The following is a 25060-nucleotide window of genomic DNA, read 5'->3' on the forward strand; positions in this document are numbered from 1 at the left end:
AGGACCCTTCGTGCTGCGCACTCATGACGCGGGAACACTCCGCGCAGAGCACATTGGTCAGACTGTCACCCTGGCAGGTTGGGTGGCTCGCCGCCGCGATCACGGAGGCGTTGCCTTCCTCGATCTGCGCGATCGCTCGGGCGTTGCCCAGGTCGTCGTGCACGACGAAGCCGTGTTCTCTCCGCTGCGCAACGAGTTCGTTGTTGCCGTCACCGGAACCGTGCAGGCACGTCCGGCTGGCAACGAGAACCCTGACCTCCCCACCGGTGAGATCGAGGTCGCTGTTGACACCCTTGAGGTGCTCAACACGAGCGCTCCGTTGCCCTTTCAGGTCGACGATCACGCCGAAATTGGCGAAGAGGTGCGCCTGAAGCACCGCTACATTGACCTTCGTCGCTCGAAGCCGGCCGCCAACATGCGCCTGCGCTCTGAGGCGAACCGGGTGGCACGTGAACTGCTGCACGAAGGTGGCTTCCTCGAGATCGAGACGCCCACGATGACGCGTTCGACGCCGGAAGGTGCCCGTGACTTCATCGTTCCGGCACGCCTGGCTCCTGGCAAGTGGTACGCGCTGCCGCAGTCGCCGCAGCTGTTTAAGCAGCTCCTGCAGGTGGGTGGCGTCGAGAAGTACTACCAGCTGGCTCGTTGCTACCGCGACGAAGACTTCCGTGCTGACCGTCAGCCCGAGTTCACGCAGCTCGACATCGAGGCATCGTTCGTCGACCAAGACGACATCATCGCGCTCGGCGAGAAGATCGTGAAGCGCCTGTGGGCACTGATCGATGTTGACGTCGATGGCCCGATCGACCGCATCACGTACCACGAGGCGATGCGTCTGTATGGTTCGGACAAGCCTGACCTGCGTTTCGGTCTGCCGCTCGTTGAGCTGAAGGAGTTCTTCAAGGACACCGAGTTCCGCGTGTTCCAGGCGCCGTATGTTGGTGCCGTTGTCATGCCCGGTGGTGCCTCGCAGGCTCGCCGCCAGCTTGACGCATGGCAGGAATTCGCCAAGCAGCGCGGTGGCAAGGGTCTTGCCTACGTGCTCGTGCAGGAAGACGGAACCCTCACCGGCCCCGTCGCGAAGAACCTCACCGAGTGGGAGGCCGCAAACCTCGCCGAGGCCGTCGGCGCGAACCCCGGCGACTGCATCTTCTTTGGTGCTGGCGAAGCAAAGCCGACCCGCGCCCTGCTGGGTGCCGCTCGCGTTGAGATCGGTCACCGCACCGGACTCATCAAGGACGGCGACTGGGCCTTCGTCTGGGTTGTCGACGCGCCGATGTTTGAGCCGGCCGCTGACGCTGTCGCCTCGGGTGACGTCGCCGTCGGTGCTGGCAAATGGACTGCCGTTCACCACGCCTTCACGTCGCCCAAGCCGGAGTTCGTCGACACGTTTGACACCGACCCGGGCTCGGCACTCGCCTACGCGTACGACATCGTCTGCAACGGCAACGAGATCGGTGGCGGATCGATTCGTATCCACCGCCGTGACGTGCAGGAGCGCGTCTTCAAGATCATGGGCGTGACCGACGAGCAGGCCACCGAGCAGTTCGGCTTCCTCCTCGAGGGTTTCAAGTACGGTGCCCCGCCGCACGGCGGAATCGCATTCGGATGGGACCGCGTGGTTTCGCTGCTTGCCGGTGAAGAGTCGATCCGCGAGGTCATCGCCTTCCCGAAGACCGGTGGCGGCTTCGACCCGCTCACCGCGGCTCCCGCTCCGATCACGGAGCAGCAGCGCAAGGAAGCTGGCGTTGACGCAAAGCCCGAACAGCCCAAGGCTGACGAGGCTGAAGAAGTAACCGCGTAAGACACGCACACGTACCGCCCTGCCCCGGAGTTTCTCAGGGGTGGGGCGGTATTTTGTTTCATATGGCAAACGACGGATCCTGGCTGAGCGACCTCGCTGACGGCATCACTCATCTCATGGACGTTGTGGGGGCGTGGGGCGCTGGCGTGGCAATCGCGGCGGAAAATCTGTTCCCGCCGCTACCCAGCGAAGTCATTCTGCCCATGGCGGGGCTCGCCGCTTCCCGCGGGGCCTTCACGCTGTTCGAAGCGCTCTTCTGGACGACCCTTGGTTCCGTTGTCGGAGCCTTCGCCCTCTACGGTCTCGGACGACTGCTGGGTATGGAGCGCCTGCGCAAAATGTTCCAGGTCATTCCGCTGCTGAAGCCGGAAGACGTGGACAGCACGGTGACGTGGTTCAACAAACACGGCGGCAAAGCCGTCTTCTTCGGCCGCATGATTCCGATCTTCCGTAGCCTCATTTCGATCCCCGCTGGCGTCGCCAAGATGGCGCTGTGGAAGTTCGGTCTGCTGACGGCTGCCGGATCCCTCATCTGGAACTCGATCTTCGTCGGCGCGGGCTTCTTCCTGGGCGAGCAGTGGCACATCGTCGAGAAGTATGCAGATGTGCTGCAATACGTCGTCATTGCTGTGGCCGCTGTCGCCGTCATTGTCTTCCTGGTGGTGCGCGTGCGGTCCATCATGAAGGCACGTCGTGAGGGCGCGCCTGCGGCAGTAGAACCCGCGGAATAGCGCGCTCACCAGAAACCCTCAGGGGGTATTCAGACACCCCCAACGTAGACTGATCACGTGCCCGCTGATCGAATCCATCTCGTGCGCCACGGCGAGGTTTTTAACCCCGAGGGCGTGCTGTACGGTCGCCTTCCCGGATACCGCCTGAGCGAGAGCGGGCGAGAGATGGCGCAGGCGGCCGCTGACTACGTGCAGGGCGAAGGTCGCACCGTCACACGCTTGATTTGCTCACCGTTGCAGCGAGCACAGGAATCAGCACAACCGTGGGCGCTTGCCTATCGGTTGACGCCGGTGATTGATGAACGCGTCATTGAGCCCACCAACGTTTTCGAGGGCACGCAGATGCGTAAGGCACTGCGCAACCCTCTTAATTGGCTTCACTTGCGCCGCCCTTCGCTTCCCAGCTGGGGCGAGCCGTTCCGCTCGATGGAGTCGCGCATGCGGGCGGCCATGGATGACGCCTGGGACTCGACCTCCGGGGGCGACGTCGTCATCGTTTCGCACCAGGCGCCGATCTGGATCGCCCACCTCTCTGTGGCTGGGGAAAAGCTCGCACATGACCCGCGGTCGCGTCGGTGTGCCCTCTCGAGTGTGACCTCTTTTGAACGCCGCGGAACCACGTGGCGCGAAGTTGCGTATGCGGAGCCGGCTGCGACGGATTCTGCTGTGGATGTAGGAGCGGTATGACCTCGCGCATGAAGAAGACGATCGCCTCGATCATGGTGGCTGGCACCGCTCTCGCTTTGAGCGCGTGCTCGCCGACGGACCCGGCGACCGAACAGTTCTTAAACGGCGGTAACTCCGGCTACATCACCGACACCTACCAGGTCGTTGAGATTCCCGAGTCCCAGCGCGGAGAGCCCATCGTCTTCGAGGGCGAGACCGAATATGGCGACGCCGTCAGCTCGAATGAGCTCCTCGGCGACGTCGTGGTGGTGAACTTTTGGTACGCGGCGTGCGGCCCCTGCCGTGTCGAGGCTCCCGTGCTGGAAGCCGTCCACCAGGAGTACAAAGACGCGGGCGTCAGCTTCATCGGCGTCAACACGAGCGACCTGGCAGATACCGCGCTGTCTTTCGCCGACAACTTTGGCGTGACCTACCCCAGCATCCTGGACGTCAAGACCGGCGAGGTTGAACTCGCGTTTGCCGCGGTGGCGCCCATGACGGCAACGCCGACCACCATCATCCTTGACAAGCAGGGGCGGGCAGCGGCGCGCATCATCAGCGCGGTGCCTGACGAATCAATTCTCAGCACGCTTGTGCGTGAACTCACGGAAGAATCGTGAGTCCCGAGGGGATCGTTCTCACCGGAACGCTGTGGGCAGCGCTTCCTATCGCGCTGCTCGCCGGTCTGATCTCGTTTCTCTCTCCCTGCGTGCTGCCGATTGTGCCCGGCTACCTCGGTTACATTTCTGGGGCTGTCTCGGCCGACGATAACGGCAAGACGCGGCGTGGGCGGCTGCTGCTCGGTGTGCTGCTGTTCATTCTCGGATTCACCATTGTCTTCGTCGCGCTGGTCACGCTCACCGGCGTTGCCGCGCAGAACTTCGTGCGCTATGCCGACGTCGCCACCCGCATTCTCGGTGTGGCCGTCATCGTCATGGGTCTCGTATTCATCGGGTTCTTCTCGCTGTTCCAACGCACCGTGAAGCCAATGCCACAAAAGCAAATGGGACTGTGGGGAGCGCCTCTGCTCGGCATCGCCATCGGCATTGGTTGGTCGCCGTGCATGGGGCCGACGCTCGGCGCCATCATGGCGCTGTCGTGGAACGTGGGTGACCCGGGCCGCGCCGCGATTCTCGGCGTTGTGTACTCGCTGGGCCTCGGTATTCCGTTTATTCTTCTCGCCCTCGGCTTCGGCTGGGCAACCAAGGTGGTCGGATTCTTCCGCCGCCATATCCGCGCCGTGAACATTACGGGCGGTGTGCTCCTCATCATCATGGGTGTGCTCATGGTCTCCGGGCTATGGACCATCTGGATGACTCGACTCGGATCGGTGATGGATAGTGTCCAGCTCCCCCTCTAAGAACACCGCGGCAGATCCGCTGCGGCCAGCCGACCACATTGACTCAGAGGATGTCATTGCGGCACCGGCTCTGGGCATTGTGGGCTGGGCCCGCTGGGGCTGGCGTCAACTGACCAGCATGCGCACGGCGATCGTGCTGTTGCTGATGATGGCGCTCGCGGCGATTCCTGGTTCCATTTTTCCGCAGCGTTCCGCCGACCCGAACGGTGTCGTGCAGTACCAGCAGAACGACCCGCAGCTGTTTGCGGTGCTCGACTGGCTGAGCCTTTTTGACGTCTACGCGTCGCCCTGGTTCTCGGCGATCTACATTCTGCTGTTCATTTCGCTGATCGGCTGCATCATTCCGCGCACGAAGCACCACGCGAAGTCGCTGCGCACGCACCCGCCTCGCACACCGGCTCGCCTCGCACGCCTCGAGGACTACCGCGAAGATCTCTTTGAAGCACCGGGTGAGCCCGCCACCGCTGCGGCGGAAGCGGTCGACCTTGCCGAGAAGCAACTCAAGTCGTCTGGCTACCGCGTCGAGCGGTACGACGGCAAGGGCACGTACTCGGTCTCGGCTGAGCGTGGCTACATGCGAGAGACCGGAAACCTGCTGTTTCACGTTTCGCTCGTCGGCGTACTAATCGCGGTCGGCATCGGTGGCGGAGTCACGTACAACGGGCAGACGGTCATTCGCGAGGGTGAAACGTTCGTTAACTCGTTGCTCAGCTACAACTCGATGAACAAGGGACGCTTTGTTTCTGACGAAGCGTTGACACCGTACGCGATGACGCTGGATTCGTTCGATGTCACCTACCACGACACCGGTATGGCCGGTGACTTCGCTGCACACCTGAGCGTCAAGCGACCGGGCGAAGAGCCCACCCAGGAAACGATTCGCGTCAACCACCCGCTCGGGTATGAGGGAGACCGCATCTTCCTGATGGGCAACGGCTACGCCCCCACCATCACGGTGCGCAACGCCGACGGCGATGTCGTCTTCACGGATGACGTGCCCTTCCTCCCGCAGGACGACAACATGACGTCCACCGGCGTCGTCAAGATCACTGATGGTCTTGACGAACAGCTCGGTCTGCAGGGCTTTTTCTACCCGACGGTCGCGCAGCTCGACTCCGGTGCCCTGACCTCGCGCTTCCCCGACCTTTTTGCACCGGTGCTCACGCTCGACGTGTACGCGGGTGACCTCGGCATCGACGACGGCACGCCGCGCAACGTGTACACGCTGAACGTCGAAGAGATGGTCAAGCTCACCGGCCGCAACAGCGCCTCGGGTGCCGATTCTATTCAGCTGATGCCTGGCGAGACGGCAGATTTGCCAAACGGACTCGGAACCATCAGCTTTGACGCGAAGGATCCGGCTGCCGTTGAAGCGGGAGACTATTCAAAGTCCGTCACCCGTTACGTGTCACTGTCGTTCCACCACGACCCGACCACCACCTATGTGTTGCTGTTTGCGCTGTTGGCCATGGCTGGTCTCGGCATGGCGCTGTTTGTTCCGCGCCGCCGGGTCTGGGTGAAGGCCACCATCGACGGTGACCACGTGAAGCTGGAATACGCGGGCCTCGCCCGCGGCGAAGACCCGCAACTCGCCACCGTCGTCGAGCAGCTTGCCGAAAAGCACCAAGCCGCCCTCACCTCATCGAAAGTAAACTAAGCCCATGTCGCCGAACGTCGTTGAACTGGACAACTATTCCGTTCTGATGATCTGGACCGCGATCGCGATTTACGCGTCCGCTTTCCTGGTCTATGTGTTTGACCTGGCGCGTCGCGCGCAAGTCTCGGCCGACGCGCGCCTGGAACGCACGAAACAGCGCGAAGCCGTGCTTGTTGGTGGTGGCACCGCGTCTGCCACCGCACCGGCCGTCGCTTCTTCCGCTGCGGCTGCAAAGCCGGGCGTGAACAGGCTGGCGCGTATCGCGACGGCCCTCACCACGCTTGCCGTGCTGTTCCACATTGCCGGCACCGTGCTGCGCGGTATGGCTGCTGGCCGCGTGCCGTGGTCGAACATGTACGAGTTCGCGATGACCGGCACGGTGCTGATGATCGTTGTGTACTTGGTCGTCAACCTCAAATACGACCTGAAGTTCCTCGGAACCTTCATTACCGGGCTCGTCGTCGTGCTGCTGGGCGGCTCGGCTGTTGCGTTCTACGTTGTGGTCGCTCCGCTGGCTGACCCGTTGCGCTCGGTCTGGCTCGTCATTCACGTATTCGTGGCGACCCTGTCAACGGCGTTCTTCGCACTGGCGTGTAGCCTGTCGATTCTGCAGCTCATGCAGGCACGTCGTGAGGCGAAGAAGGCCAACCCCGAGCTGGCGCTGAAGAAGTCGTTCCTTGACACGCTGCCCACGGCAGACAACCTGGAAGGCCTCGCCTACCGTTTCTCGATCGTTGGTTTCATCCTCTGGACCTTCACACTCATCGCCGGATCTGTCTGGGCGAACGACGCGTGGGGCCGCTACTGGGGCTTTGACACCAAGGAAGTCTGGACATTTGTGATCTGGGTTCTCTACGCCGGATACATCCACGCCCGCGCAACGCGTGGCTGGCGCGGCAACCGCTCGGCATGGCTCTCCATCGTTGGCTTCAGCGCCGTGCTGTTCAACTTCACGATTGTGAACATCTTCTTCAAGGGATTGCACGCCTACTCGGGTCTGACGACCGCGAACTAAGCGTTCTCACCAGCGAAAGACCGGCCTCGTGCCGGTCTTTTGTTGTTTCTCCGATGAATTACCCGCCGCCGTTGGAGCACGCATTGTCGGCGGGCGTGAAGCCCGTCACAGTCAGCGGCAACAGCACCTCATCAGCGTCTGTGCTGGTTCCGGCGCTTGCTGATGGTTCCGGAACCGCGGAGGGCGTCGCCGACGGCGTCGTGCTGGGGACGGTGATCACCGCGCCGCCGTACTCGCCGCCATCGTTCTGCACGACCAGGCGGCGATTATCGGCGATCGCCTGGAACAGAACGGCCGCGTCGTCTTCGAGGGGAATGAGGCGGTCTTTGTCCCATGGCGCATCGGCCACCGGATATTTCACAAACGTAAACTCGTCAAGCGGCACATCCTTCATCGCCATCGCGAGCTGCACGATCGTTGCCGGGTTGGCGAGCGCCGTCGTGGGCGTCACTGCATCGATCGTGGTCTGGGCGAGGCGCAGCACCATCGGCAGGTCGGTGAGAACGCGCTCGCTCATGATCTTTCGCACCAGCGCTGACATATAAACCTGCTGGTTGCCCACGCGGGCAACGTCGCTCTCGCCCTCCAAGCCATACCGGGTGCGCAAAAACTGCAGCGCCTGAAAACCCTCGAGCGTGTGCAGCCCCGCTGCCAGGTCGAGACCGGTGTGCGGGTCGCGGATGCGCTCCGCAACGCACACCTCGACGCCGCCGATGGCGCTCGTTAGTTCAATGACGCCTGCCCACGTGATCATCGCGCCGAATTGAATGTCGAGGACGCCGCCGGACAGGGCTTCGATCGTCTGTGCCACGCATGAGATGCCGCCGTATTCGTACAGCGCGTTGATCATGATGCCCTCTTGCGCAGGCAGGATCGCACCCCGTGGCGTGGTGCACTCCGGGGCATCGACGATGAGATCACGAGGAAATGTGATCGCGATAACGCGGCGCGGCTCGGCCGAAATGTGCACGACGATATTGACATCGTTGAGCGTTGCCTCCTCCTCAGGATTCTTGCACCGGTCACCGAAGAGGTCTTTGATCTCCTCCTCACAGGCGTCCACGCCCATCAGCAGAATGTTCGCGCCGCCCTGCAGCTCGGCGATATTGGGAGCGTTGGCAGGTTCGCCAGCGAGGGCGACTGAGTTTGTCGTGAGCGTGGTGACCCACGTGCTGGCGATCGTCGCAGCGACGCTGCCTGCCGCGATCAGAACGGTGGCGAGCATCACCGCGAGGGTGCGCAAGAGTCGCGGAACCACGGTGTGGCGTTTGAAGCTGGTGTGCTGTGCCAGCGGGGCGCGGGCGCGTCGCCGTCCACGGCTAGTGACGGGCACGGTGGAACCGTCACTAACGACGGCACTCCACTCGGTCTCCATGGTTAGTTCTCGGTGCCCGCGCTCTCCAGCAAGCGGTAGCACCGTTCAATCCGGTTGCGCCACCAGTGTGCGCGGTCGTCGTCGGCAGCGTGCGTGGCGAGAGACGCCGCATCGGGGGTGAGACGTTCCGCAGAAATGACGCCGCCGTGCGGGCGCGAGTCGCCAACATCGGCGCGGAAAAGTGAGGCGGTGCCGAGCCCACAGTCGTAGTCGAGCTCGGGCAGGGCGGCGGCGAGGGCTGCGCCCATGCGCAGGCCGATCGCGGTATCGAGCGCGGAGGAGACGACGGCGGCGAGCCCCGTTTCGGCGACGATCTCGAGTGCGCGGTGCACGCCGCCGAGCGGCTGCGCTTTCACGATGATGAGGTCGGCCGCGCCGGCGCGGGCGACGGCGAGCGGGTCTGCGGCCTTTCGCACGCTCTCGTCGGCAGCGATCGGAATTCCGGAGTACTTCACGCGCTTTCGAATATCATGGAGTTCTTCGACGGTTGCGCACGGCTGCTCGACGTATTCGAGGTCGTACTCGGCGAGAGCGTGAATTGCGCGCTCCGCCTGGTCAACGTTCCAGCCCGCGTTCGCGTCAACACGAATGCGGCCATCCGGACCCATGACCTCGCGCACAGCACGCACACGTGCGATGTCATCCGCGAGAGATTGCCCGGCCTCGGCTACTTTGACTTTCGCGGTGCGGCAGCCGTCGAAACGGGCCAGCACCGCCGCGACCCTATCTGCCGCGACCGCAGGCACCGTCGCATTCACCGGCACATGGTTCCGCTTCGCTACAGGCACCGCGCGCCAGCCATAGTCGATCGCGCCGGCGAGCCACGTCGCTGACTCATCGTCGTCGTACTCCACGAAGGGACTGAATTCGGTCCACCCCTCTGGCCCCTCGAAGAGGGCGGCTTCGCGCACATCGACACCGCGAAAGCGCACGGCCAACGGAAGAGCGACGACACGGAGAGAGCCGAGGATATCGTCGAGCGGGGGCAGAGTCATGGCTCCATTGTGGCCCCCTGGGCACGGGTTTGGTGGGATCAGAGCCGGACTAGGCTGGAGGCAGTGTTAAGCCCGGGAGGTAGCCATGACTGACGCCGTGTCAGACCTGTTCGATGCCAATGAGTGGAACCTCGCGCCGGGCGCTGAAAACTTCACCGACATTACGGCGCACGTGTCGAAGGATGGAACCATCGCGCGCATCGCGTTTGACCGCCCTGAGGTGCGCAATGCGTTTCGTCCGCACACCGTCGATGAGCTGTACCGCGCGCTCGACAGCGCGCGTCAAGACCCGCGCATCGGTGCGGTGCTGCTGACCGGTAACGGCCCCAGCCCGAAGGATGGCGGCTGGGCGTTCTGCTCCGGCGGCGACCAGCGCATTCGTGGCCGCGATGGCTACAAGTACTCCGAAGATGAGACCACGGTGCAAGACTCGGCGCGTGCCGGTCGCCTGCACATTCTTGAGGTGCAGCGCCTCATTCGCTTCATGCCGAAGGTTGTTATTGCGGTGATTCCGGGGTGGGCGGCTGGTGGCGGGCACTCCCTGCACATCGTGTGCGACCTGTCGATCGCGTCGGCCGAGCATGGCAAATTCAAGCAGACCGACGCTGATGTCGGCTCGTTCGACGCCGGTTACGGCTCGGCGTACATGGCGCGTCAGGTGGGGCAAAAGATCGCCCGCGAAGTGTTCTTCCTCGCCGAGGAGTATTCCGCCCAGCGTGCCTACGAAATGGGTGCCGTCAACAAGGTCGTGCCGCACGCCGAGCTCGAGGTTGAGGCCATCAAGATGGCGCGCACGATTCTCACGAAGTCGCCGACCGCGATTCGCATGCTGAAGTTCGCGTTCAACGCGGTCGATGACGGCATGGTCGGCCAGCAGGTCTTCGCAGGTGAGGCGACGCGACTCGCCTACGGCACCGACGAAGCTGTCGAGGGCCGCGACTCGTTCTTGCAGAAGCGCGACCCCGACTGGTCGGCGTACCCGTACCACTTCTAATTTCTCAGCCCCCTGGTTCCGGAGCCCTTATGAGTCCTGCGGTGTTTGACGCCGACGCCGACCCGCGTGACGTGTATGCGGCGGTGAAGGCGACGTTCAACGGCTCGGGCGGGCCGGTTCTGCTTGGCGGTGAAATTTCACGCGCTGATGAGCTGCCTGCCGGAACCATTGCGGTGGTCACGACGTCGGGATCGACGGGGGAGCCGAAGAGCGTCGTGCTGTCGCGGGCAGCGCTGACGGCATCGGCAATGTCGACGATGGAGCGTCTGGGCGAGGGCGCGTGGATGCTGGCGCTGCCTGCGACCTACGTTGCCGGGCTCCAGGTGCTGGCGCGGTCGGTGATTGCGGGGCATGAGCCGACGTATCTGGACGGACACTTCACCGCTGATGCGTTTATTCGTGCGGCTTCTGAGATGGCGCGCGTGGCGCCAGGCGCTCCGCGGTACACGTCGCTGGTTCCTGCACAGCTGCAGACACTTTTGGAAGAGGCCGAAGACCCCGCTGTTGTTGGGGCTGCCCGGTCGTTTGCCGCAATTTTGGTGGGCGGGCAGGCGCTTCCCGAGGCGATGGCGGAGCGTGCGCGGGAACTTTCGTTGAATGTGGTCCGCACGTACGGTTCATCGGAAACGGCTGGCGGCTGCGCCTACGACCAGGCGCCGCTCCCGAACGTCAACGTGCGCGTCGTTGACGGCGAACTACAGATTTCGGGCCCGATGCTGGCCGACGGGTACTGGGGCAATGAGGCGCTGACCGCGGCGACATTTGTTCTTGATGATGGCGTGCGGTGGTATCGCACAGGTGACGCCGGAAGCGTCGATGACGGCCTCGTGTCGGTTACCGGTCGCATCGACAATGTGCTGATTTCCGGTGGCGTAAACGTGTCGCTCGACCGGGTCGAGCGGGCCGTGCGCAGCGTTCCCGGCGCGGAACGTGGCGTGATTGTCGCAGCCGATGACGAGCGGTGGGGACAGGTTCCGGTGCTCGTGGTCGAGTCGGATCGCCCCGGACTGATAGGCGAGGTGCGAGCCGCGGCGGAAGGCGCTGTCGGTGTTGCTGGCCGCCCTGCGCGCATTGTTGTTATGGTTCCGCTGCCGACGCTGTCGTCTGGCAAACCCGACCGTCGCACCATCGCCGCCCGGCTGTAGGCGGGCACCTTCAAGGCCGAGTATTCCCGTGCCTCATCACCCGGCGACGAAACACTTGCGCAACTATACATTCGGTGTATACGCTCGGTGTATGGAGAGTTCGAAGGCCCTACTGGGGCTGTTGGGGGTGCGGGCGAGCTACGGGTATGACCTGAAGCACGACTACGACCGACTCTTTGGCGCGCGCAAGGCGCTCGCCTTTGGGCAGGTATACGCAACACTCGCGCGGTTGCTTCGCGACGGCAAGATTGAGGCCGTCGGTGACGAGGCAGGCGAAGGCCCTGACCGCAAGAAATATGCGGTGACCGACGCGGGGAGAAAGGCGATCACCGAGTGGATCACCACCCCAGACGTGCCAAATGAGGCGATGCAGTCCAACCTGTTCGCCAAGACCGTGATCGCGATCATCAACGGTGATGACGCGCAGCACATTCTTGACGCGCAACGCGCCGCACACATGGCACGCATGCGCGAACTGACACGGCAGAAACTGACCGCCGACATCGGCGCGGCGCTCCTCGCCGACTACACGCTTTTTCACATCGAGGCGGATCTCCGCTGGATCGACATCACCATCGCTCGCCTCGGCGAGCTGCGTTCGGAGGTAACAGCATGAACCGGGTTCCGCTTCTCACGGCCCACGGCGTCACGAAATCGTTTGGTCCACAGCCGGCGCTGCAGGGCGTTGACCTCACGATTCACGCGGGTGAGGCTGTCGCGATCATGGGGCCGAGTGGCTCCGGCAAGTCGACACTGCTGCACGCGCTCGCGGGCGTCGTCGGCATCGACGGCGGCGAGGTGCACTTTCACGGCAACCGCATCGACAACCTGCCGGATTCGGACCGCGCGAAGCTGCGCCTCGACGCCTTCGGGTTTGTGTTTCAGTTTGGCCAGCTGATTCCTGATGTCACGGCACTGGAAAACGTTGCGCTTCCCCTGTTGCTGAGGGGCATCAGCCGCGCCGAAGCCACCGCGCAAGCAACGACCTATCTCGAGATGCTGGACGTTGCCGATCACGGCCACGAGGTTCCGGCGCTCCTCTCCGGCGGGCAAGCACAGCGCGTCGCCATTGCCCGCGCCATGGCGGGATCACCTGGTGTGATCTTTGCTGATGAGCCGACCGGCGCTCTCGACACCCTCACCTCCGAAAAGGTAATGACGGCGCTCATGAAGGTCGTGCGAGAGAGCGGAACCACGCTGATTATCGTCACGCACGACCCGCGCACTGCCGCCTTCGCTGATCGCGAGATCATCGTGCGCGATGGCCGCGTCGCGAGCGACTCCGGGGGAGCAGACGCATGACCGTCCGCTCAGCACTGCGCATTGCGGTTGCGCCAGGGCCCGCCGATCGACGCCGTCTGATTGGCATGGCGGCCGGCGTCGCCGTCGGTGTGATGCTCGCAGCGCTGCTGTGGGCCGGGTTCACAGGTCTCGGCGACCGCAGCGAGCGGTCGACGTGGATGTCTCCAATGTCATCCGAATTCTGGACGCCAGAAACGACGCTGACTGCCGATCAGATTGCGGCGCGCGGCAAGACCGACGTCTTCGATGGCCGGGCGATCTCTGTTCTTTATGTGTATGGAGCGGATGACCCGGAGATGGATATTCCGGGAACCCGCGACGGGGTGCCGGCCGGAACCTCGTGGGTGTCGCCAGCACTTGCGGAACTCATCAAGACGGCTCCGCCCGCTGAACTTGGCGACCGCTTCGGTACCGTGCGCGGCACGCTGCCTGATCGTGTGCTGGCAGGGCCGGATGCACTCGTCGCCGTGGTCGGTGTTGATGAGACGCGGGTTGACGACACCTACAGTGTTGTCTCGGAACTTAACGGATACCGCTACGCCTCATTCGCTTACGAAGCCATCGCGCTCTTGGGTGCCGTGGCTGTGCTCATTCCGGTCGCGATGCTCCTGGGCATTGTCACCTCGTTTGGATCGATCGATCGCACCGCGCGCATGCGCGCATTTCACCTCCTGGGCGCCACCGCGGCCGACCGCGCTCGTTTTGCCGCTGTTGAAGCGGGCGTTGTCGCCCTGATCGGAACCATCGCGGGCGTGCTTCTTGCCTGGTTGGCGGCGATTCCGACCTCACTGGTGTCGATCAATGGTTCCCGGCTCTTCCCGGACGATGTGCGGCTGGAACCGTGGGAGGCACTCGTCGCGACTGTCGTGGTTCCGCTCGCTTTTGCAACGGTCGCTGCTGTGCGCGCCGCTCGCGCCGATGCACAGCCGTCATCGGTGCGCGACCGCGCAGAGAAGAAGCTCAGCATGTGGCGGGTGGTTGTGCTCGCTCTCGGTGTGATCACCATGATCTTTGTGTTTATCGGGCCGGGGCAGATGATCGGCATTTATGGCCTCGTCGCAGCGTTCGCGGTCACCGCGATCGGCGTGCTGATGATCGGGCCAATCCTCACTCAGAGCATCGCGCGCTTCGCGCACCGGCGTGCGCGATCGGCCGCTGGTGTGATGGCATACGCGCGAATCGGACGCCATCCCAGGCAGATCTTTCGGGCTGTCAGCGGTGTCGTCATCGCGGTGTTCTTGGTATCCCTGTTCATGTCGGGCGTGACCTCCGTGCGCGAGGGCATCGCGGGGGAGGGCGATGGATACCTTCCCGACGACGTCTTGATGGTCGCGCTGCAAGACCCGACGATGTCGTTCTCGTCTCCCCAGCCCGACGCGGACCTCGTCGCAGAGCGAAGCGCGCACAATGTCGCGCTCGCAGACACGATCGCGCATCTCGATGGCGTCACTGGTGTTGCACGCATTTACGCGTCATCCACTGATGGCGGCAACGTGACCACTCGTGAGGATCTCGCTTCTGTCGGTGTTGTCACCAGCGAGGAGCAACCCGCCGTCGACGTTTACCCCTTTGGCGGACCGGCCGTCATTTCCGGCGCAATGGGTCACGTCGACGAGACTCGCCTGCTCGGGCTCTTCGTTGCAACCGACAGTGACGTCGCGCGCGAACTCGTGCGCACCGTGCTCGCTGACAGTTCGGCCGCCATGGGAACCCCGGCGACTCGCGCCGAGTACGATCACCTCAACTCCTCGACAGCGCGCGAGTATCGCTCGCTCGCGATCCTCGGCATTCTGGTCGCGGCAGGCGTTTCAGCAGTGGCGCTCGCGGCGGCGACGATCTCCGCTGTGCGCGACCGACGCCGCACGCTCGGCCTCATGCGCCTGACCGGAATGCCGTTCCGGGCCGTCAAGGGCATCATGATGCGGGAGGCCGTGGTCCCGTTGGCGGCCGCCGTCGCACTCGCGGCACTCGTCGGCTACGGCGTGGGGGCCATCATTGTGGTCGGTCTTAGCTTTGGTGCCCGCAGCATCACGCCCCCGCCCCTCGAGTACTACCTGGTGATCGCCGCCACTCTTGCGCTGTCGCTCCTCGCCGTGCTGGCGGCCTTCCCCGCCGCCCGTCGCGCCACCTCCGGTGAGGTCACCCGCTTCGAGTAACCGCTCCGTGGTTCCGGAACCACCGCTTGCGAACAGCTCCGTGGTTCCGGAACCTTCCCCCAGGCGCGAGACACATTTTGGTCGGCGAGACACGACGCGGGACCAAGTGTCTCGCCGACCAAAGTGTGTTTCACGAGAAACCACGCACGTGAGCCGTAGGATCAACGATTGTGAGCACCCAGAAGAAAACCCGCAAGCCGCGTCAGGGAGTTTCCGGTAACCCCGCGAAGCGTGGCGTCGTGCGGGCACACACCGCCCAGATGGAGGAGCGTCGCGCGACGCCAGGCGATTGGATTGCGGGTGCCCGCCTGCGCACGCTGCCACTGAGCATCGCGCCCGTCGTCGTCGGCACGGGTGCAGCCATGCTGGTCAACCGGGAGTTTCACTGGGTCATCGCGCTCGCGTGCCTCGCCGTTGCGGTGTTCCTGCAGATCGGCGTGAACTACGCCAACGACTACAGCGACGGAATCCGCGGCACCGATCAGTTCCGGGTCGGCCCCGGCCGTCTGGTGGGGTCGGGTAAAGCGACCGCGAAGAGCGTGCTCACCGTCGCGCTGGTGTTCTTCGCGCTCGCGGCAATCGCCGGCCTCGCGATCACGATTCGCACGCAGCAGTGGTGGTTCCTCGCGGTCGGTGCCGTCGCTATTGTCGCAGCGTGGTTCTACACGGGCGGCAAACGCCCATACGGCTACAACGCCCTGGGCGAAGTATTCGTCTTCATCTTCTTCGGCCTGGTTGCGACGCTCGGAACCACATGGGCGCAGGTGCAGTTTCTCCCGCAAGAAGCATGGTTCTCCGCAGTTGCCATCGGCCTTCTCGCCTGTGCAGTGCTGCTCGCAAATAACCTGCGTGATATTGAGCAGGATCGGGAAGCAGGCAAGCGCACCCTGACCGTGTTCATCGGTAAGGTGCCGACGCAGGTTCTGTTCTCGTTGTTCCTGCTGCTGCCGTTTGGCCTCAGCGTGTGGTTTGCCATGTTCTATCCGTTTGCGTGGATGTCGCTTATGGCGTTGCTCGCCGCGCTCCCGGCCCTCCTCATCGTGTGGACGTACCGCACGGCGCGCGAACTCGTCACCTGCCTGGCGCTGACGTCATTCACCGCGCTGATCTGGGCAATCTTCATCGCCTGGACCTTCTTCGGCACTCCGGTCGGCGTCGTCGGCTAACGTCGGCTAACTTCGGCTAACTTCGGCACGGGGTACGACATCCGCACCGCTGATCGATTGGCGCTCTGACAACGACCATGCGCCGCGAACAACCCTTCACCATTCCGCCAGCGGTGCGGAACCGGTTTGAGACGCGCGATGAGACGACCCGGTCATGGGTGGGCGGGTTGCCGACGCTCGCGCGCGACATTTTCGCGGAATGGGACCTGCGTGCCGACGGGCATACGCACTCCGGAGAAGCGGGAATTGTGGTTCCGGTTCGTCGTGCCGATGGTGCGGCAGCTGCACTGAAGTTTCAACCGCCAAGCACCGAGACAGCGGCTGCCATCCTCGCCCTCACGCGGTGGGACGGTCAGGGCGCCGTGCGCCTCCTATACAGCAGTAGCGAGCGCGGCGTGCTGCTCTTGGAACGGCTCACTGCTGATCGCTCGCTGCACTCGGTCCCCGATGACGAAGCGATTCACGTTGTCGGTGGGCTTCTCGCCCGCCTGCATGCCGTCGCTGCTCCCGACGAACTTCCTCGCCTCGACACCGTCGTCGCCGAGATGATGTCGCACGTCGAACCGGCGCGGCGGGTGCTGAGCCCTGATGACCGGGTTCGCCTCGACCGATGGGTCAGCAGGGTGAACGAGGTGCGCAACGATTCATCGCACACGTCGTGCGGCGCCGGTTCGACATCCTGACAGAGATGCTCATCCTCGATCGGCACCGGGCTGCGGCGTGGACGATGGCGCGCCTGCTGCAAAACCTGCTGTGGGACATTGACGACGGTAATCCCACGGTCAGCCCGTCGATGATCGCGGTCGATACCGCCCTCGCCCGTTACTGACCGGCTGGCGGTGCCGCTGAGGGCTAAGGCAGGGGTTGCCGTTGCCGCTACGGCTGGGGCTGAGCGTCGTCGCGCGAAGCGACAGACTGATCAACGACGCCGTCTTCGACGTCTTCGTCACTCACCGTGCGCTGCGGCTTACGGCGGGCAGCCAGTTGAGCGGTCGCCTCGCTGAGGGGCTTGCGCAGGAAGATGATCGACAGCGCGAGTCCGATGAGCGCCGCGAAGATGGCGGCGAGCCAGGGCATCTCCCGGAATACCGCAAACTGCCACATGATGACGAACGGAACCACGAAGGCAGCGAGACGGAGCAGGGAGTACACGAGCAGCTTCACCCCACCAGTCTACGTTCGTGGTTGTTTGGACGCTGTGAAGAGCCGGAGCGACCTACCAGCCTGAGAGCCTAGGATGAAGCCATGAGGTTTCTCATTATCGGTATCGTGATCGCGGTCATCTTCTGGGTGATCAGCATCGTCGACTGCGCCGTTCAGCCAGAGACCCGTCACCGCGGCGTTGGCAAGAAAGCCTGGATCGCCATTGTCGTCCTGCTTCCCGTCATTGGCGGAGCGCTGTGGTTTGCCGTAGGCCGCACGACGATCGGCGCACGCCGTGCACCGATCGCGCCCGATGACAACCCTGAATTCTTGTCGTCCATCGGTTCGACGTACGACCAGAACGAGCGCATCCGACGCATCGAAGAAGAGCTCGCTCGCCTCGACGCGGAAGAAACCGCTGCCGACTCGAACAAACCAGCTCCCAAGCCGGAGCCCGAGCGCCCGGCTGACGGCGACGACTCAGCTCCGCGCGGCGGCGCAACCGGCGCTACGAACTAAGGTGTCCGACTCGCGTCGTCTGGCGTCGGCTGCGACCGATGCCGCCCACGCCCTCCTCGATGAACTGATCCGTCAGGGCCTCCGTGACATCGTCGTATGCCCCGGCTCCCGCTCTCAAGCACTCGCGCTCGCGGCCGCCGCTGAAGCCCGTGCCGGTCGCGTGCGCCTGCACGTGCGTATTGACGAACGCGTCGCTGGCTTCACCGCCCTCGGCCTCGGCCGTGAAACGGGAGTCCCCGCCGCCGTTGTCGTCACCAGCGGAACCGGAGTCGCCAACCTGGCACCCGCCGTATGGGAAGCCCACCACAGCGCCGTTCCGCTCCTACTGCTGACCGCCGACCGCCCAGAAGAACTCCGCGGCATCGGCGCCAACCAAGCCACCGTGCAACCCGGCGCATTCACGAGCTTTGTGCGCGCCGAATGGGACGCGCCCACCCCCACCGAGCTCGACAACGACGGATCCGGTTCCGCCGCCTTCCGCGCGCTCGCGCGATCTGCCTTCGCGGCTGCGACCGGAACCACGGGGTCCGCAACCGAAGGCTCCGGAACCACGGATGCGGAGCACCGCGCCGCCACCGACGCTGGAACCGACGTTTCCGTCTCCGTCCCTGGCCCAGCCGTTCCAGCTTCCGCCTCCATCACTCGCTCCGACGTCACTGGTTCCGCCTCCGTCACTGGCTCTGACGTCATCGGTTCGGCCGCCGCTCTCGGCGCCACTGCGACCGCTGTGCCGTCGCTTGTGCCCACGCCCGGACCGGTGCACGTCAATCTGCCCTTCCGCGACCCGCTGTCTGGCGAACCGCCCGCGTGGACGAAGGCACTCGAACACGTCGAACATCCCGAGGCGCTCGAGCGCACCACGCGTCACGTGGTTGCGCTTGAGCGCGGCCCGCGCACCGTCGTCATCGCCGGAGCCGATGCCGGAGCCGATGCCGAGGAGATCTCGCACGCCGGCTCGTGGCCGCTCATCGCCGAGATCGTGAGCGGTGCCCGCTATGGCCGCCTCCTGGTTCATGGGTACCGGGCGCTGTTGCGTGATCCCGACCTCGGCGGGCGTATCGAGCGTGCCATTGTGTTCGGGCATCCGACGCTGTCGCGTGAAGTCACTCGACTGCTGAGCAACCCCGCGATCGACGTGATCGCCGTTCGAACAGGGGGCGTGCCGCTTAACCTCAACGGCACAACCCGGCATGCCGACGCCGTGACGGTTGCCCGCGGTTCCGCCGATCGTGAGTGGCTCGGCGCATTTATGACCGCATCGCGGGAGCAGATCGTAGACCTGTCTGCGGCGGCTCCCGATCTTGACGGCCTCGCCTCCCTCAGCGGCAAAGCCCGCCGCGCTGCCCTCGACGCCGAGCTCGCCGCCGTGCGCGCGCCCCTCACCCGGGAGCTTCTTGCCGATGCCGTGTGGCGTGCCACGTGGCCGCACGACCGGCTCGTCTTCGGCTCATCGCGACTGGTGCGGGTGGCCGATGCGGTGCTCGGTGGAAAAAAGGTTCCTGTGCATGCCAACCGCGGGCTCGCGGGCATTGACGGCACGATCGCGACCGCTCTCGGCATTGCGATTGCGAGCCAGGGCGATGGATCGCACGGCATGACGCGCGTGCTGCTTGGCGACCTGACCTTCCTGCATGATGTGGGTGCGCTCCTGCTGCCAGCGGATGAGCCGGAACCACGCATCCAGCTGATCGTCGGCAACGACGGCGGCGGAACCATTTTTGATGGCCTTGAGGTGGCATCGGTTGCGAGCGCAGAAGACATGACGCGCGTCCAGTACACGCCCCAGAACGTTGACCTGGAACGCATCGCCACCGCGTACGGGTGGGGATACCGCAGGGTGTCGACGCGCTCAGAGCTCGATCAGGCGCTCACAACGCACACCTCGAACCGGCAGATCATCGAAGTCTCCCTGCCGCGCGACTAACCGGTCTCGCACTGCGAGGCGTCGGCACCTAGCCTCAGAGTCCGGGCGGTGTCAGAATGGGCGCCATGACGAGAACGCCCCAACCCGCCTGGACCACCGATCCAACGACGACGCTTCGCGTCGGTAATGGCTTCACGCTCGCCGATGTGGATCCGCGCTCGACACCGGGGTTCGATGGTGACAAAGAACTGGGCGAAGTCGCGCTCAAATCCGGTCTCGCCGAACTCAGCGAATATCAGGAGCGGCTGTTCGCGGCGAGCCGTGGCGGTGATTCTCGCGACGCAATCCTGCTGGTTCTGCAGGCGATGGACTCCGCGGGCAAGGGCGGCATCGTGCGCCACGTCGTTGGCGGCGTTGACCCTCAGGGCGTGCTGATCACGTCGTTCAAGAAGCCGACGCCCCTCGAGCTGGAGCACGACTTTCTGTGGCGCATTGAACGGCGGTTGCCAGGCGCAGGCATGATCGGTGTCTTTGATCGGTCGCACTACGAAGACGTGCTGGTCGGCAAAGTGCGCGAGCTCGCCAGCCCAGCTGAAATTGAGCGCCGCTACACCGCCATCAACGACTTTGAAAAGCGGGTCGCCGATACCGGAACCCGCATTCTCAAGGTGATGCTGCACATCTCGTACGAGGAGCAGCGTGAACGGCTGATGGAGCGTCTCGATCGTCCAGACAAACATTGGAAGTACAACCCGGGAGATGTTGATGAACGTCAGCTGTGGCCCGCGTATCAAGACGCTTACCAAACCGTTTTCGAGCGCACCGCCACCGACGTAGCGCCCTGGTACGTGGTTCCGGCTGATCGCAAGTGGTTCGCACGATTGGCTGTTCAGGAGCTCCTTTTGCAGGTTATGGAAGGTATCAACCCGCAGTGGCCGCTCGCACAATTTGATGTTGCTGAAGAAAAGCAAAGACTCGCCGCTACCTGACCCCCCGACCCTTAGGCTTAGCTCATGGCCACCACTTCACGCGCGAGCGTCGAGGCGCTGCGCGCCCGCCCGACTGCTGACTTTCTTGTGATCGGTGGGGGTGTGAACGGGGTCGGAATCTTCCGAGATTTGGCGTTGCAGGGTGCCGACGTCGCTCTGGTTGAGCGCGCCGACTACGCGTCGGGTGCATCGAGTGCGTCGAGCCACATGATTCACGGCGGTGTGCGATACCTCGAAAACGGCGAGTTTCGACTTGTCAAAGAGTCCGTCGTCGAGCGCAACGGTCTGCTCAAGATCGCAGCACACGTCGTCAAACCGCTGCCGACGGTCATCCCGATTTTCTCCACCTTCTCCGGGCTGCTTTCTGCACCGTTTCGCCTACTCACCCACAAAGCAGGCAGACCGAAGGAACGCGGTGCGTTTCTCATCAAGGTTGGTCTCATCATTTACGACTTCTTCTCGCGTGATGGCGGGTCGGTGCCGCGGCATAAGTTTCACGGCCGGAAGAAGTCGCTGGCTGCGCGCCCCGATTTTCCGAACAACATCAAGTACACGGCGACGTACTATGACGCCTCCGTGCACGACCCTGAGCGTCTCGTCATCGACACGCTGCAAGACGGCATCGAGCACGGCGGCCGCGCCAGCAATTACCTCGCCGCTGTCGGATTCGCCGACGATGCCGTGACGGTGCGAGACGAAATCACCGGCGATGAGTTTGCCATCACTGCGAAGACCGTGATCAACGTTTCGGGCTCATGGACCGACCTCACGAACGAAGCCCTCGGCACCGCCACCACCTACATGGGTGGCACCAAGGGCTCGCACATCATCCTCGACAATGCCGAGCTGCTCGAAGCCACAGGCAAGAGCGAGATCTTCTTCGAAAATAGCGACGGCCGCATCGTGCTGATCTACCCGTTCCGCGATCGCGTGATGGTCGGCACGACCGACCTCAACGCCGACCCGCGTGAGGTGACGCGCTGCACCGAAGCCGAGGTCGACTATTTCTTCGGTCTTGTCGCGAAGGTGTTTCCGACGATCGCCGTTGACCGCTCACAAATCGTGTACCGATTTAGCGGTATTCGTCCGCTACCCCGCCACGGGGATCTGGAACCCGGCTTCGTCTCTCGCGACTACCGCATCGTCGAATCAGCCCTTGGTTCCGTGCCGCTGCTCAGCGTCGTGGGCGGAAAGTGGACGACGTTCCGCGCGCTGGCCGAGCACGTCTCACGCGATGCACTGGCTCTGCATGGGCAGGAGCGCACCGTGACGACTGCGCGCATGCCGATCGGTGGGGCGCGCGACTTCCCGCGTGATGACGCGGGGAAGGCGGCGTGGGCCGTGCGCCACAGCGCGGTTGTTGGTGAGGCGCGCGCAGACCGCTTGCTGCGCCGCTACGGAACCACGGCTGCCGCTTTTATTGCGACGGTGACGGAACCAGAAACCATGCTGGAGAGCACCGACAAGTACTCGCGCGAAGAGATTGCGTGGCTTTCTCGCACCTACCAGGTGGTGCGACTGGTTGATGTTATTCAGCGCCGCACGTCGATCGCCATGGCCGGGCGTGCTGTTGATAACGTGCTGGTCGAGGTTGCTGACGTTGTCGCCGAGGCGCTTGGCTGGGACGCGCAGGAGCGCGACGCACAGCTGGCGCATGCCCGCGGATACCTCGCCGATGTGCACGGTCTGACCGAACTCGTCTCGGTCGCGTAGCGCACAGCCATTTCTCACCCCGCTCGGGCAGGGTGGCCGTATGCGCGATGTTGCCTGGGATACCTATCCGAACGCCCGCGATTTGGGAGGTCTCCCAACGCTGCATTCACCGACAGGGCTCACCCAATTCGGACGAATTGTGCGGGGGCCGCGCCGCGAGTTGCTGACGGCGGAGGGCTGGAACAAAGCGCGCGCCTGGGGGCTGTCGAACGTCGTCGACATTCGCAATGCGGACGAGGTCGGTCGCCGCGATACCGATCCTGAGGTCGATGGTGCCGCGTGGGCTGGTGTGACGGTACGAAACCATCCCACAGAAGACCACGACAACCCAGACTTTGTCGCGTACTGCATGCCGGTGCTCGATTCTCCTGCGTATTGGGAACACAATGTGCGCATCCTCCCCGGCCTCGTCGCGTCGGCGCTACGGGCGGTGTTGGACGCGGGGCCAGGCGTTCTTGTGCACTGCGCTGCAGGCCGTGACCGTACCGGTCTGATCGCCACGCTGTTGCTCGCTAACGCTGGCGTGCCACCTGAGGCGGTGTCAGCCGACTATGCGATGAGCGTGCGTGCCATGGCCGGAACCGCACACCATGGCGGTGTGGCGCATGACAGGCAGTCCACCTGGACGACAGCTCAGACCGACGCTTTCCTATTGCAGGCGGCGCCGATCGTGGAACGCAACGCCCGCGGTATTGCGGCGACGATGGCCGACCTCGGCATCACCGCCGACGAACGCCAGGGCCTGCGCGACCTCCTCGTCGCTCCGTAGCCCGGGGCGACGCCGCTCCCGCCGCTTCCGCCGCCCGCGCCGCCCCCGCCGCTCCCGCTGGCCGGGCCGGGCCGGGCGGAGCCCGCTGGCCCCGCGCCCTCCGCGAGAATCAATCTGGTCGGCGAGACACAGCGTGGCCGCGTGTTTCTCGCCGACCAGAATGTGTTTCCACCGTTGGAGACGGAATCCGGAACCATGCAGCGGCCGCCAGCACAGGTTCCGGTGCCGCTGTCAGCGGATCACCTCAACTGATCGCCTTCTTCACGAGCGCGATGATCTGCTTTTCGACCGCGGGGGTGATGTCGGTGACGGCGTAGCTGGTGGCCCAGAAGGTGCCGTCATCGAGGTTCGTGTTGTCTTGGAATCCGAGCGTCGCGTAGCGGGCCTCGAACTTCGCTGCGGGCTGAAAGAAGATCATGACCTTGCCGTCGCGTGCGTACGCGGGGAAGGAATACCAGGTCTTCGGGTCAAGCTCGGGGGCGTGCTCGGAGACGATCGCGTGGATCTTCTCGGCGAGTGCGCGGTCGGGCTGCGGCATCTCTGCGACTTTGTCGAGGAGATCTTTCAAGCCCGCCTCGCGTTTACCCGCGTTGCGCGCCTGGCGCTTGAGTTCTGCCGCACGTTCTTTCAGCGCTTTCTTCTCGAAGTCGCTCAGGACGTCGCTTGATTTTTCAGCCATGATTAACCTTTCTGCTGCATGCGGATGAGGTTGCCTGCGGGGTCGCGGAACGCGGCGTCACGAACGCCGTAATCCTGATCGATGGGTTCTTGTACGACCTCGGCACCCAGCCCGGCGATGCGCTCGAAGTCAGCATCGAGGTCGTCGCTCGCGAGGTTGATGGAGAAGTAGCTTCCCTTGGCGATCAGTTGCTCGATCATGGCGGCCTCCTCTTCGGTGAGGCCGGTGCCAGACACGGTCGCCGGGTGCAAAACGATGGCGGAATCTTGTCCGGGTGCGCCGACGGTAATCCAACGCATATCGGCGTAGCCGACATCGAGGCGAACCTCGAAACCGAGCACGTCACGGTAAAACGCGAGCGAGGCTTCGGCGTCGGTGTGGGGGAGGAAACTGGTGTGAATGGTGATGCTCATGAGGCCACGCTACGACCGGGTGAGCGGTGCCGCTTCTTGATTCCTGATCGGTCTGCTGACATGTTTTGCGATGCACGGGAGCATGCCAGGAATCACACTCGCCCCGCGCTCGCGGTAGGCGCTCGGTGAGACGCCGACGAGTTCGGTGAAGCGGGTGCTGAAGGTGCCGAGCGAAGACGAACCGACCGCAAAGCAGATCTCGGTGACCGACATTTCGGTCGTGCGCAATAGGCTCATCGCTCGCTCAATGCGGCGCGTCATCAGGTACGAGTAGGGACTCTCGCCGAAGGCCAGCTTGAACTGGCGACTGAAATGCCCCGCGGACATGAGGGCGCCACGCGCGATTTGTTCCACGTCGAGCGGCTGCGCGAAGTCCCGATCGATGCGGTCGCGTGCACGGCGCAACAACACGAGGGTCTCGAGGTCGGCGGTCACGTCGGTAATCGTCGCACGATCCGCCAGCGCTGACCAGTGTCCCCGCGGTATGTGGCGAGCCACTTTCGTCCCAGCCCTGTGGTTCCGCACCCCTGGTTCCGAACCTCTCTGTCCGCACCCGTGGTTCCGCACCTCTCTGTCCGCAACCCTGGTTCTGCGCCTCTGGTTTC

26 protein-coding genes are annotated in these 25060 nt (G+C 64.0%); 20 read left to right on the forward strand and 6 right to left on the reverse strand.

Annotated elements, in window-relative coordinates; genetic code table 11:
* The first annotated feature begins 10 nt into the window (after window positions 1–10).
* The 7 genes from aspS to ccsB all read left to right on the forward strand — a co-directional run bounded on the left by aspS (window position 11) and on the right by ccsB (window position 7233).
* Window positions 11–1804 carry an aspartate--tRNA ligase gene (gene aspS / locus KTJ77_RS01680; protein WP_217336786.1) on the forward strand — a complete coding sequence of 598 codons (1794 nt, stop codon included), beginning with the start codon at window positions 11–13 and terminating at the stop codon, window positions 1802–1804.
* A 62-nt stretch (window positions 1805–1866) separates the two neighbouring features.
* Window positions 1867–2535 (forward strand): DedA family protein, encoded by a 669-nt coding sequence (locus KTJ77_RS01685; protein ID WP_217336787.1) that lies wholly within the window; start codon window positions 1867–1869, stop codon window positions 2533–2535.
* A gap of 57 nt (window positions 2536–2592) precedes the next feature.
* On the forward strand, window positions 2593–3222 hold the full coding sequence (locus KTJ77_RS01690) for a histidine phosphatase family protein (RefSeq protein ID WP_217336788.1): 630 nt from the start codon (window positions 2593–2595) through the stop codon (window positions 3220–3222).
* The gene (locus KTJ77_RS01695) at window positions 3219–3821 is read left to right on the forward strand and encodes a TlpA disulfide reductase family protein (RefSeq protein WP_217336789.1); all 603 of its coding nucleotides are present in this window, start codon (window positions 3219–3221) and stop codon (window positions 3819–3821) included. Before KTJ77_RS01690 ends, KTJ77_RS01695 begins: the two co-directional genes overlap by 4 nt.
* Window positions 3818–4561: a cytochrome c biogenesis protein CcdA gene (locus tag KTJ77_RS01700; protein ID WP_217336790.1), complete on the forward strand. Its 744-nt coding sequence runs from the start codon at window positions 3818–3820 to the stop codon at window positions 4559–4561. Before KTJ77_RS01695 ends, KTJ77_RS01700 begins: the two co-directional genes overlap by 4 nt.
* Window positions 4542–6218, forward strand: a complete 1677-nt coding sequence (locus tag KTJ77_RS01705; RefSeq protein WP_217336791.1) for a cytochrome c biogenesis protein ResB — start codon at window positions 4542–4544, stop codon at window positions 6216–6218. The genes KTJ77_RS01700 and KTJ77_RS01705 overlap by 20 nt, the downstream gene beginning before the upstream one ends.
* Before the next feature lie 4 nt (window positions 6219–6222).
* Window positions 6223–7233: a c-type cytochrome biogenesis protein CcsB gene (ccsB, locus tag KTJ77_RS01710; protein ID WP_217336792.1), complete on the forward strand. Its 1011-nt coding sequence runs from the start codon at window positions 6223–6225 to the stop codon at window positions 7231–7233.
* Window positions 7234–7291: 58 nt separating this feature from the next.
* On the opposite strand, the gene KTJ77_RS01715 is transcribed toward ccsB, so the two are convergent.
* A complete protein-coding gene (locus KTJ77_RS01715) occupies window positions 7292–8608 on the reverse strand; it encodes an LCP family protein (RefSeq protein ID WP_217336793.1) in 1317 nt (438 codons plus the stop codon).
* Between the two features lie 2 nt (window positions 8609–8610).
* Window positions 8611–9603, reverse strand: a complete 993-nt coding sequence (locus KTJ77_RS01720; protein WP_217336794.1) for an o-succinylbenzoate synthase — start codon at window positions 9601–9603, stop codon at window positions 8611–8613.
* An 85-nt stretch (window positions 9604–9688) separates the two neighbouring features.
* Between KTJ77_RS01720 and KTJ77_RS01725 the strand changes: the two genes are divergently transcribed.
* From KTJ77_RS01725 to KTJ77_RS01760, 8 genes are all read left to right on the forward strand, one after another.
* Window positions 9689–10597 carry a 1,4-dihydroxy-2-naphthoyl-CoA synthase gene (locus tag KTJ77_RS01725; protein ID WP_217336795.1) on the forward strand — a complete coding sequence of 303 codons (909 nt, stop codon included), beginning with the start codon at window positions 9689–9691 and terminating at the stop codon, window positions 10595–10597.
* 29 nt (window positions 10598–10626) lie between these two features.
* Complete coding sequence (locus KTJ77_RS01730) at window positions 10627–11742, forward strand: AMP-binding protein (protein WP_217336796.1); 1116 nt, start codon at window positions 10627–10629, stop codon at window positions 11740–11742.
* 91 nt (window positions 11743–11833) lie between these two features.
* Window positions 11834–12358 carry a PadR family transcriptional regulator gene (locus tag KTJ77_RS01735; protein ID WP_217336797.1) on the forward strand — a complete coding sequence of 175 codons (525 nt, stop codon included), beginning with the start codon at window positions 11834–11836 and terminating at the stop codon, window positions 12356–12358.
* Entirely contained in the window at window positions 12355–13044 is a 690-nt protein-coding gene (locus KTJ77_RS01740; RefSeq protein WP_217336798.1) for an ABC transporter ATP-binding protein, read from the forward strand. Before KTJ77_RS01735 ends, KTJ77_RS01740 begins: the two co-directional genes overlap by 4 nt.
* The gene (locus KTJ77_RS01745) at window positions 13041–15200 is read left to right on the forward strand and encodes an FtsX-like permease family protein (RefSeq protein ID WP_217336799.1); all 2160 of its coding nucleotides are present in this window, start codon (window positions 13041–13043) and stop codon (window positions 15198–15200) included. Before KTJ77_RS01740 ends, KTJ77_RS01745 begins: the two co-directional genes overlap by 4 nt.
* 260 nt (window positions 15201–15460) lie before the next feature.
* On the forward strand, window positions 15461–16366 hold the full coding sequence (locus KTJ77_RS01750) for a 1,4-dihydroxy-2-naphthoate polyprenyltransferase (protein WP_217338285.1): 906 nt from the start codon (window positions 15461–15463) through the stop codon (window positions 16364–16366).
* 77 nt (window positions 16367–16443) lie between these two features.
* Window positions 16444–17049, forward strand: a complete 606-nt coding sequence (locus KTJ77_RS01755) for an aminoglycoside phosphotransferase family protein (protein ID WP_217336800.1) — start codon at window positions 16444–16446, stop codon at window positions 17047–17049.
* Between the two features lie 5 nt (window positions 17050–17054).
* Window positions 17055–17195: a hypothetical protein gene (locus KTJ77_RS01760; RefSeq protein WP_217336801.1), complete on the forward strand. Its 141-nt coding sequence runs from the start codon at window positions 17055–17057 to the stop codon at window positions 17193–17195.
* Between the two features lie 47 nt (window positions 17196–17242).
* Here KTJ77_RS01760 and KTJ77_RS01765 read toward each other — a convergent pair whose 3' ends face one another.
* Window positions 17243–17530 (reverse strand): DUF4229 domain-containing protein, encoded by a 288-nt coding sequence (locus KTJ77_RS01765; protein ID WP_217336802.1) that lies wholly within the window; start codon window positions 17528–17530, stop codon window positions 17243–17245.
* 81 nt (window positions 17531–17611) lie between these two features.
* On the opposite strand from KTJ77_RS01765, the gene KTJ77_RS01770 reads away from it, so the two are divergent.
* The 5 genes from KTJ77_RS01770 (at window position 17612) to KTJ77_RS01790 (ending at window position 23363) form a co-directional block, all read left to right on the forward strand.
* Window positions 17612–18028: a PLD nuclease N-terminal domain-containing protein gene (locus tag KTJ77_RS01770; RefSeq protein WP_217336803.1), complete on the forward strand. Its 417-nt coding sequence runs from the start codon at window positions 17612–17614 to the stop codon at window positions 18026–18028.
* Between the two features lies 1 nt (window position 18029).
* The gene (locus tag KTJ77_RS01775; protein WP_367948797.1) at window positions 18030–19952 is read left to right on the forward strand and encodes a thiamine pyrophosphate-binding protein; all 1923 of its coding nucleotides are present in this window, start codon (window positions 18030–18032) and stop codon (window positions 19950–19952) included.
* 65 nt (window positions 19953–20017) lie between these two features.
* Entirely contained in the window at window positions 20018–20881 is an 864-nt protein-coding gene (locus tag KTJ77_RS01780) for a polyphosphate kinase 2 family protein (protein ID WP_217336804.1), read from the forward strand.
* Window positions 20882–20905: 24 nt separating this feature from the next.
* Entirely contained in the window at window positions 20906–22594 is a 1689-nt protein-coding gene (locus KTJ77_RS01785; RefSeq protein WP_217336805.1) for a glycerol-3-phosphate dehydrogenase/oxidase, read from the forward strand.
* Between the two features lie 40 nt (window positions 22595–22634).
* Complete coding sequence (locus KTJ77_RS01790) at window positions 22635–23363, forward strand: tyrosine-protein phosphatase (protein WP_217336806.1); 729 nt, start codon at window positions 22635–22637, stop codon at window positions 23361–23363.
* A 244-nt stretch (window positions 23364–23607) separates the two neighbouring features.
* Here KTJ77_RS01790 and KTJ77_RS01795 read toward each other — a convergent pair whose 3' ends face one another.
* The 3 genes from KTJ77_RS01795 to KTJ77_RS01805 are packed head-to-tail and all read right to left on the reverse strand — an operon-like array spanning window position 23608 to window position 24890.
* Window positions 23608–24042, reverse strand: a complete 435-nt coding sequence (locus tag KTJ77_RS01795; protein ID WP_217336807.1) for an iron chaperone — start codon at window positions 24040–24042, stop codon at window positions 23608–23610.
* 2 nt (window positions 24043–24044) lie between these two features.
* The gene (locus KTJ77_RS01800; RefSeq protein WP_217336808.1) at window positions 24045–24455 is read right to left on the reverse strand and encodes a VOC family protein; all 411 of its coding nucleotides are present in this window, start codon (window positions 24453–24455) and stop codon (window positions 24045–24047) included.
* Window positions 24456–24464: 9 nt separating this feature from the next.
* Window positions 24465–24890: a helix-turn-helix transcriptional regulator gene (locus tag KTJ77_RS01805; RefSeq protein WP_367948798.1), complete on the reverse strand. Its 426-nt coding sequence runs from the start codon at window positions 24888–24890 to the stop codon at window positions 24465–24467.
* Window positions 24891–25060: the final 170 nt, after the last annotated feature.

The organism is Microbacterium sp. NC79, from assembly GCF_019061125.1.
Taxonomy (GTDB): Bacteria; Actinomycetota; Actinomycetes; order Actinomycetales; family Microbacteriaceae; genus Microbacterium.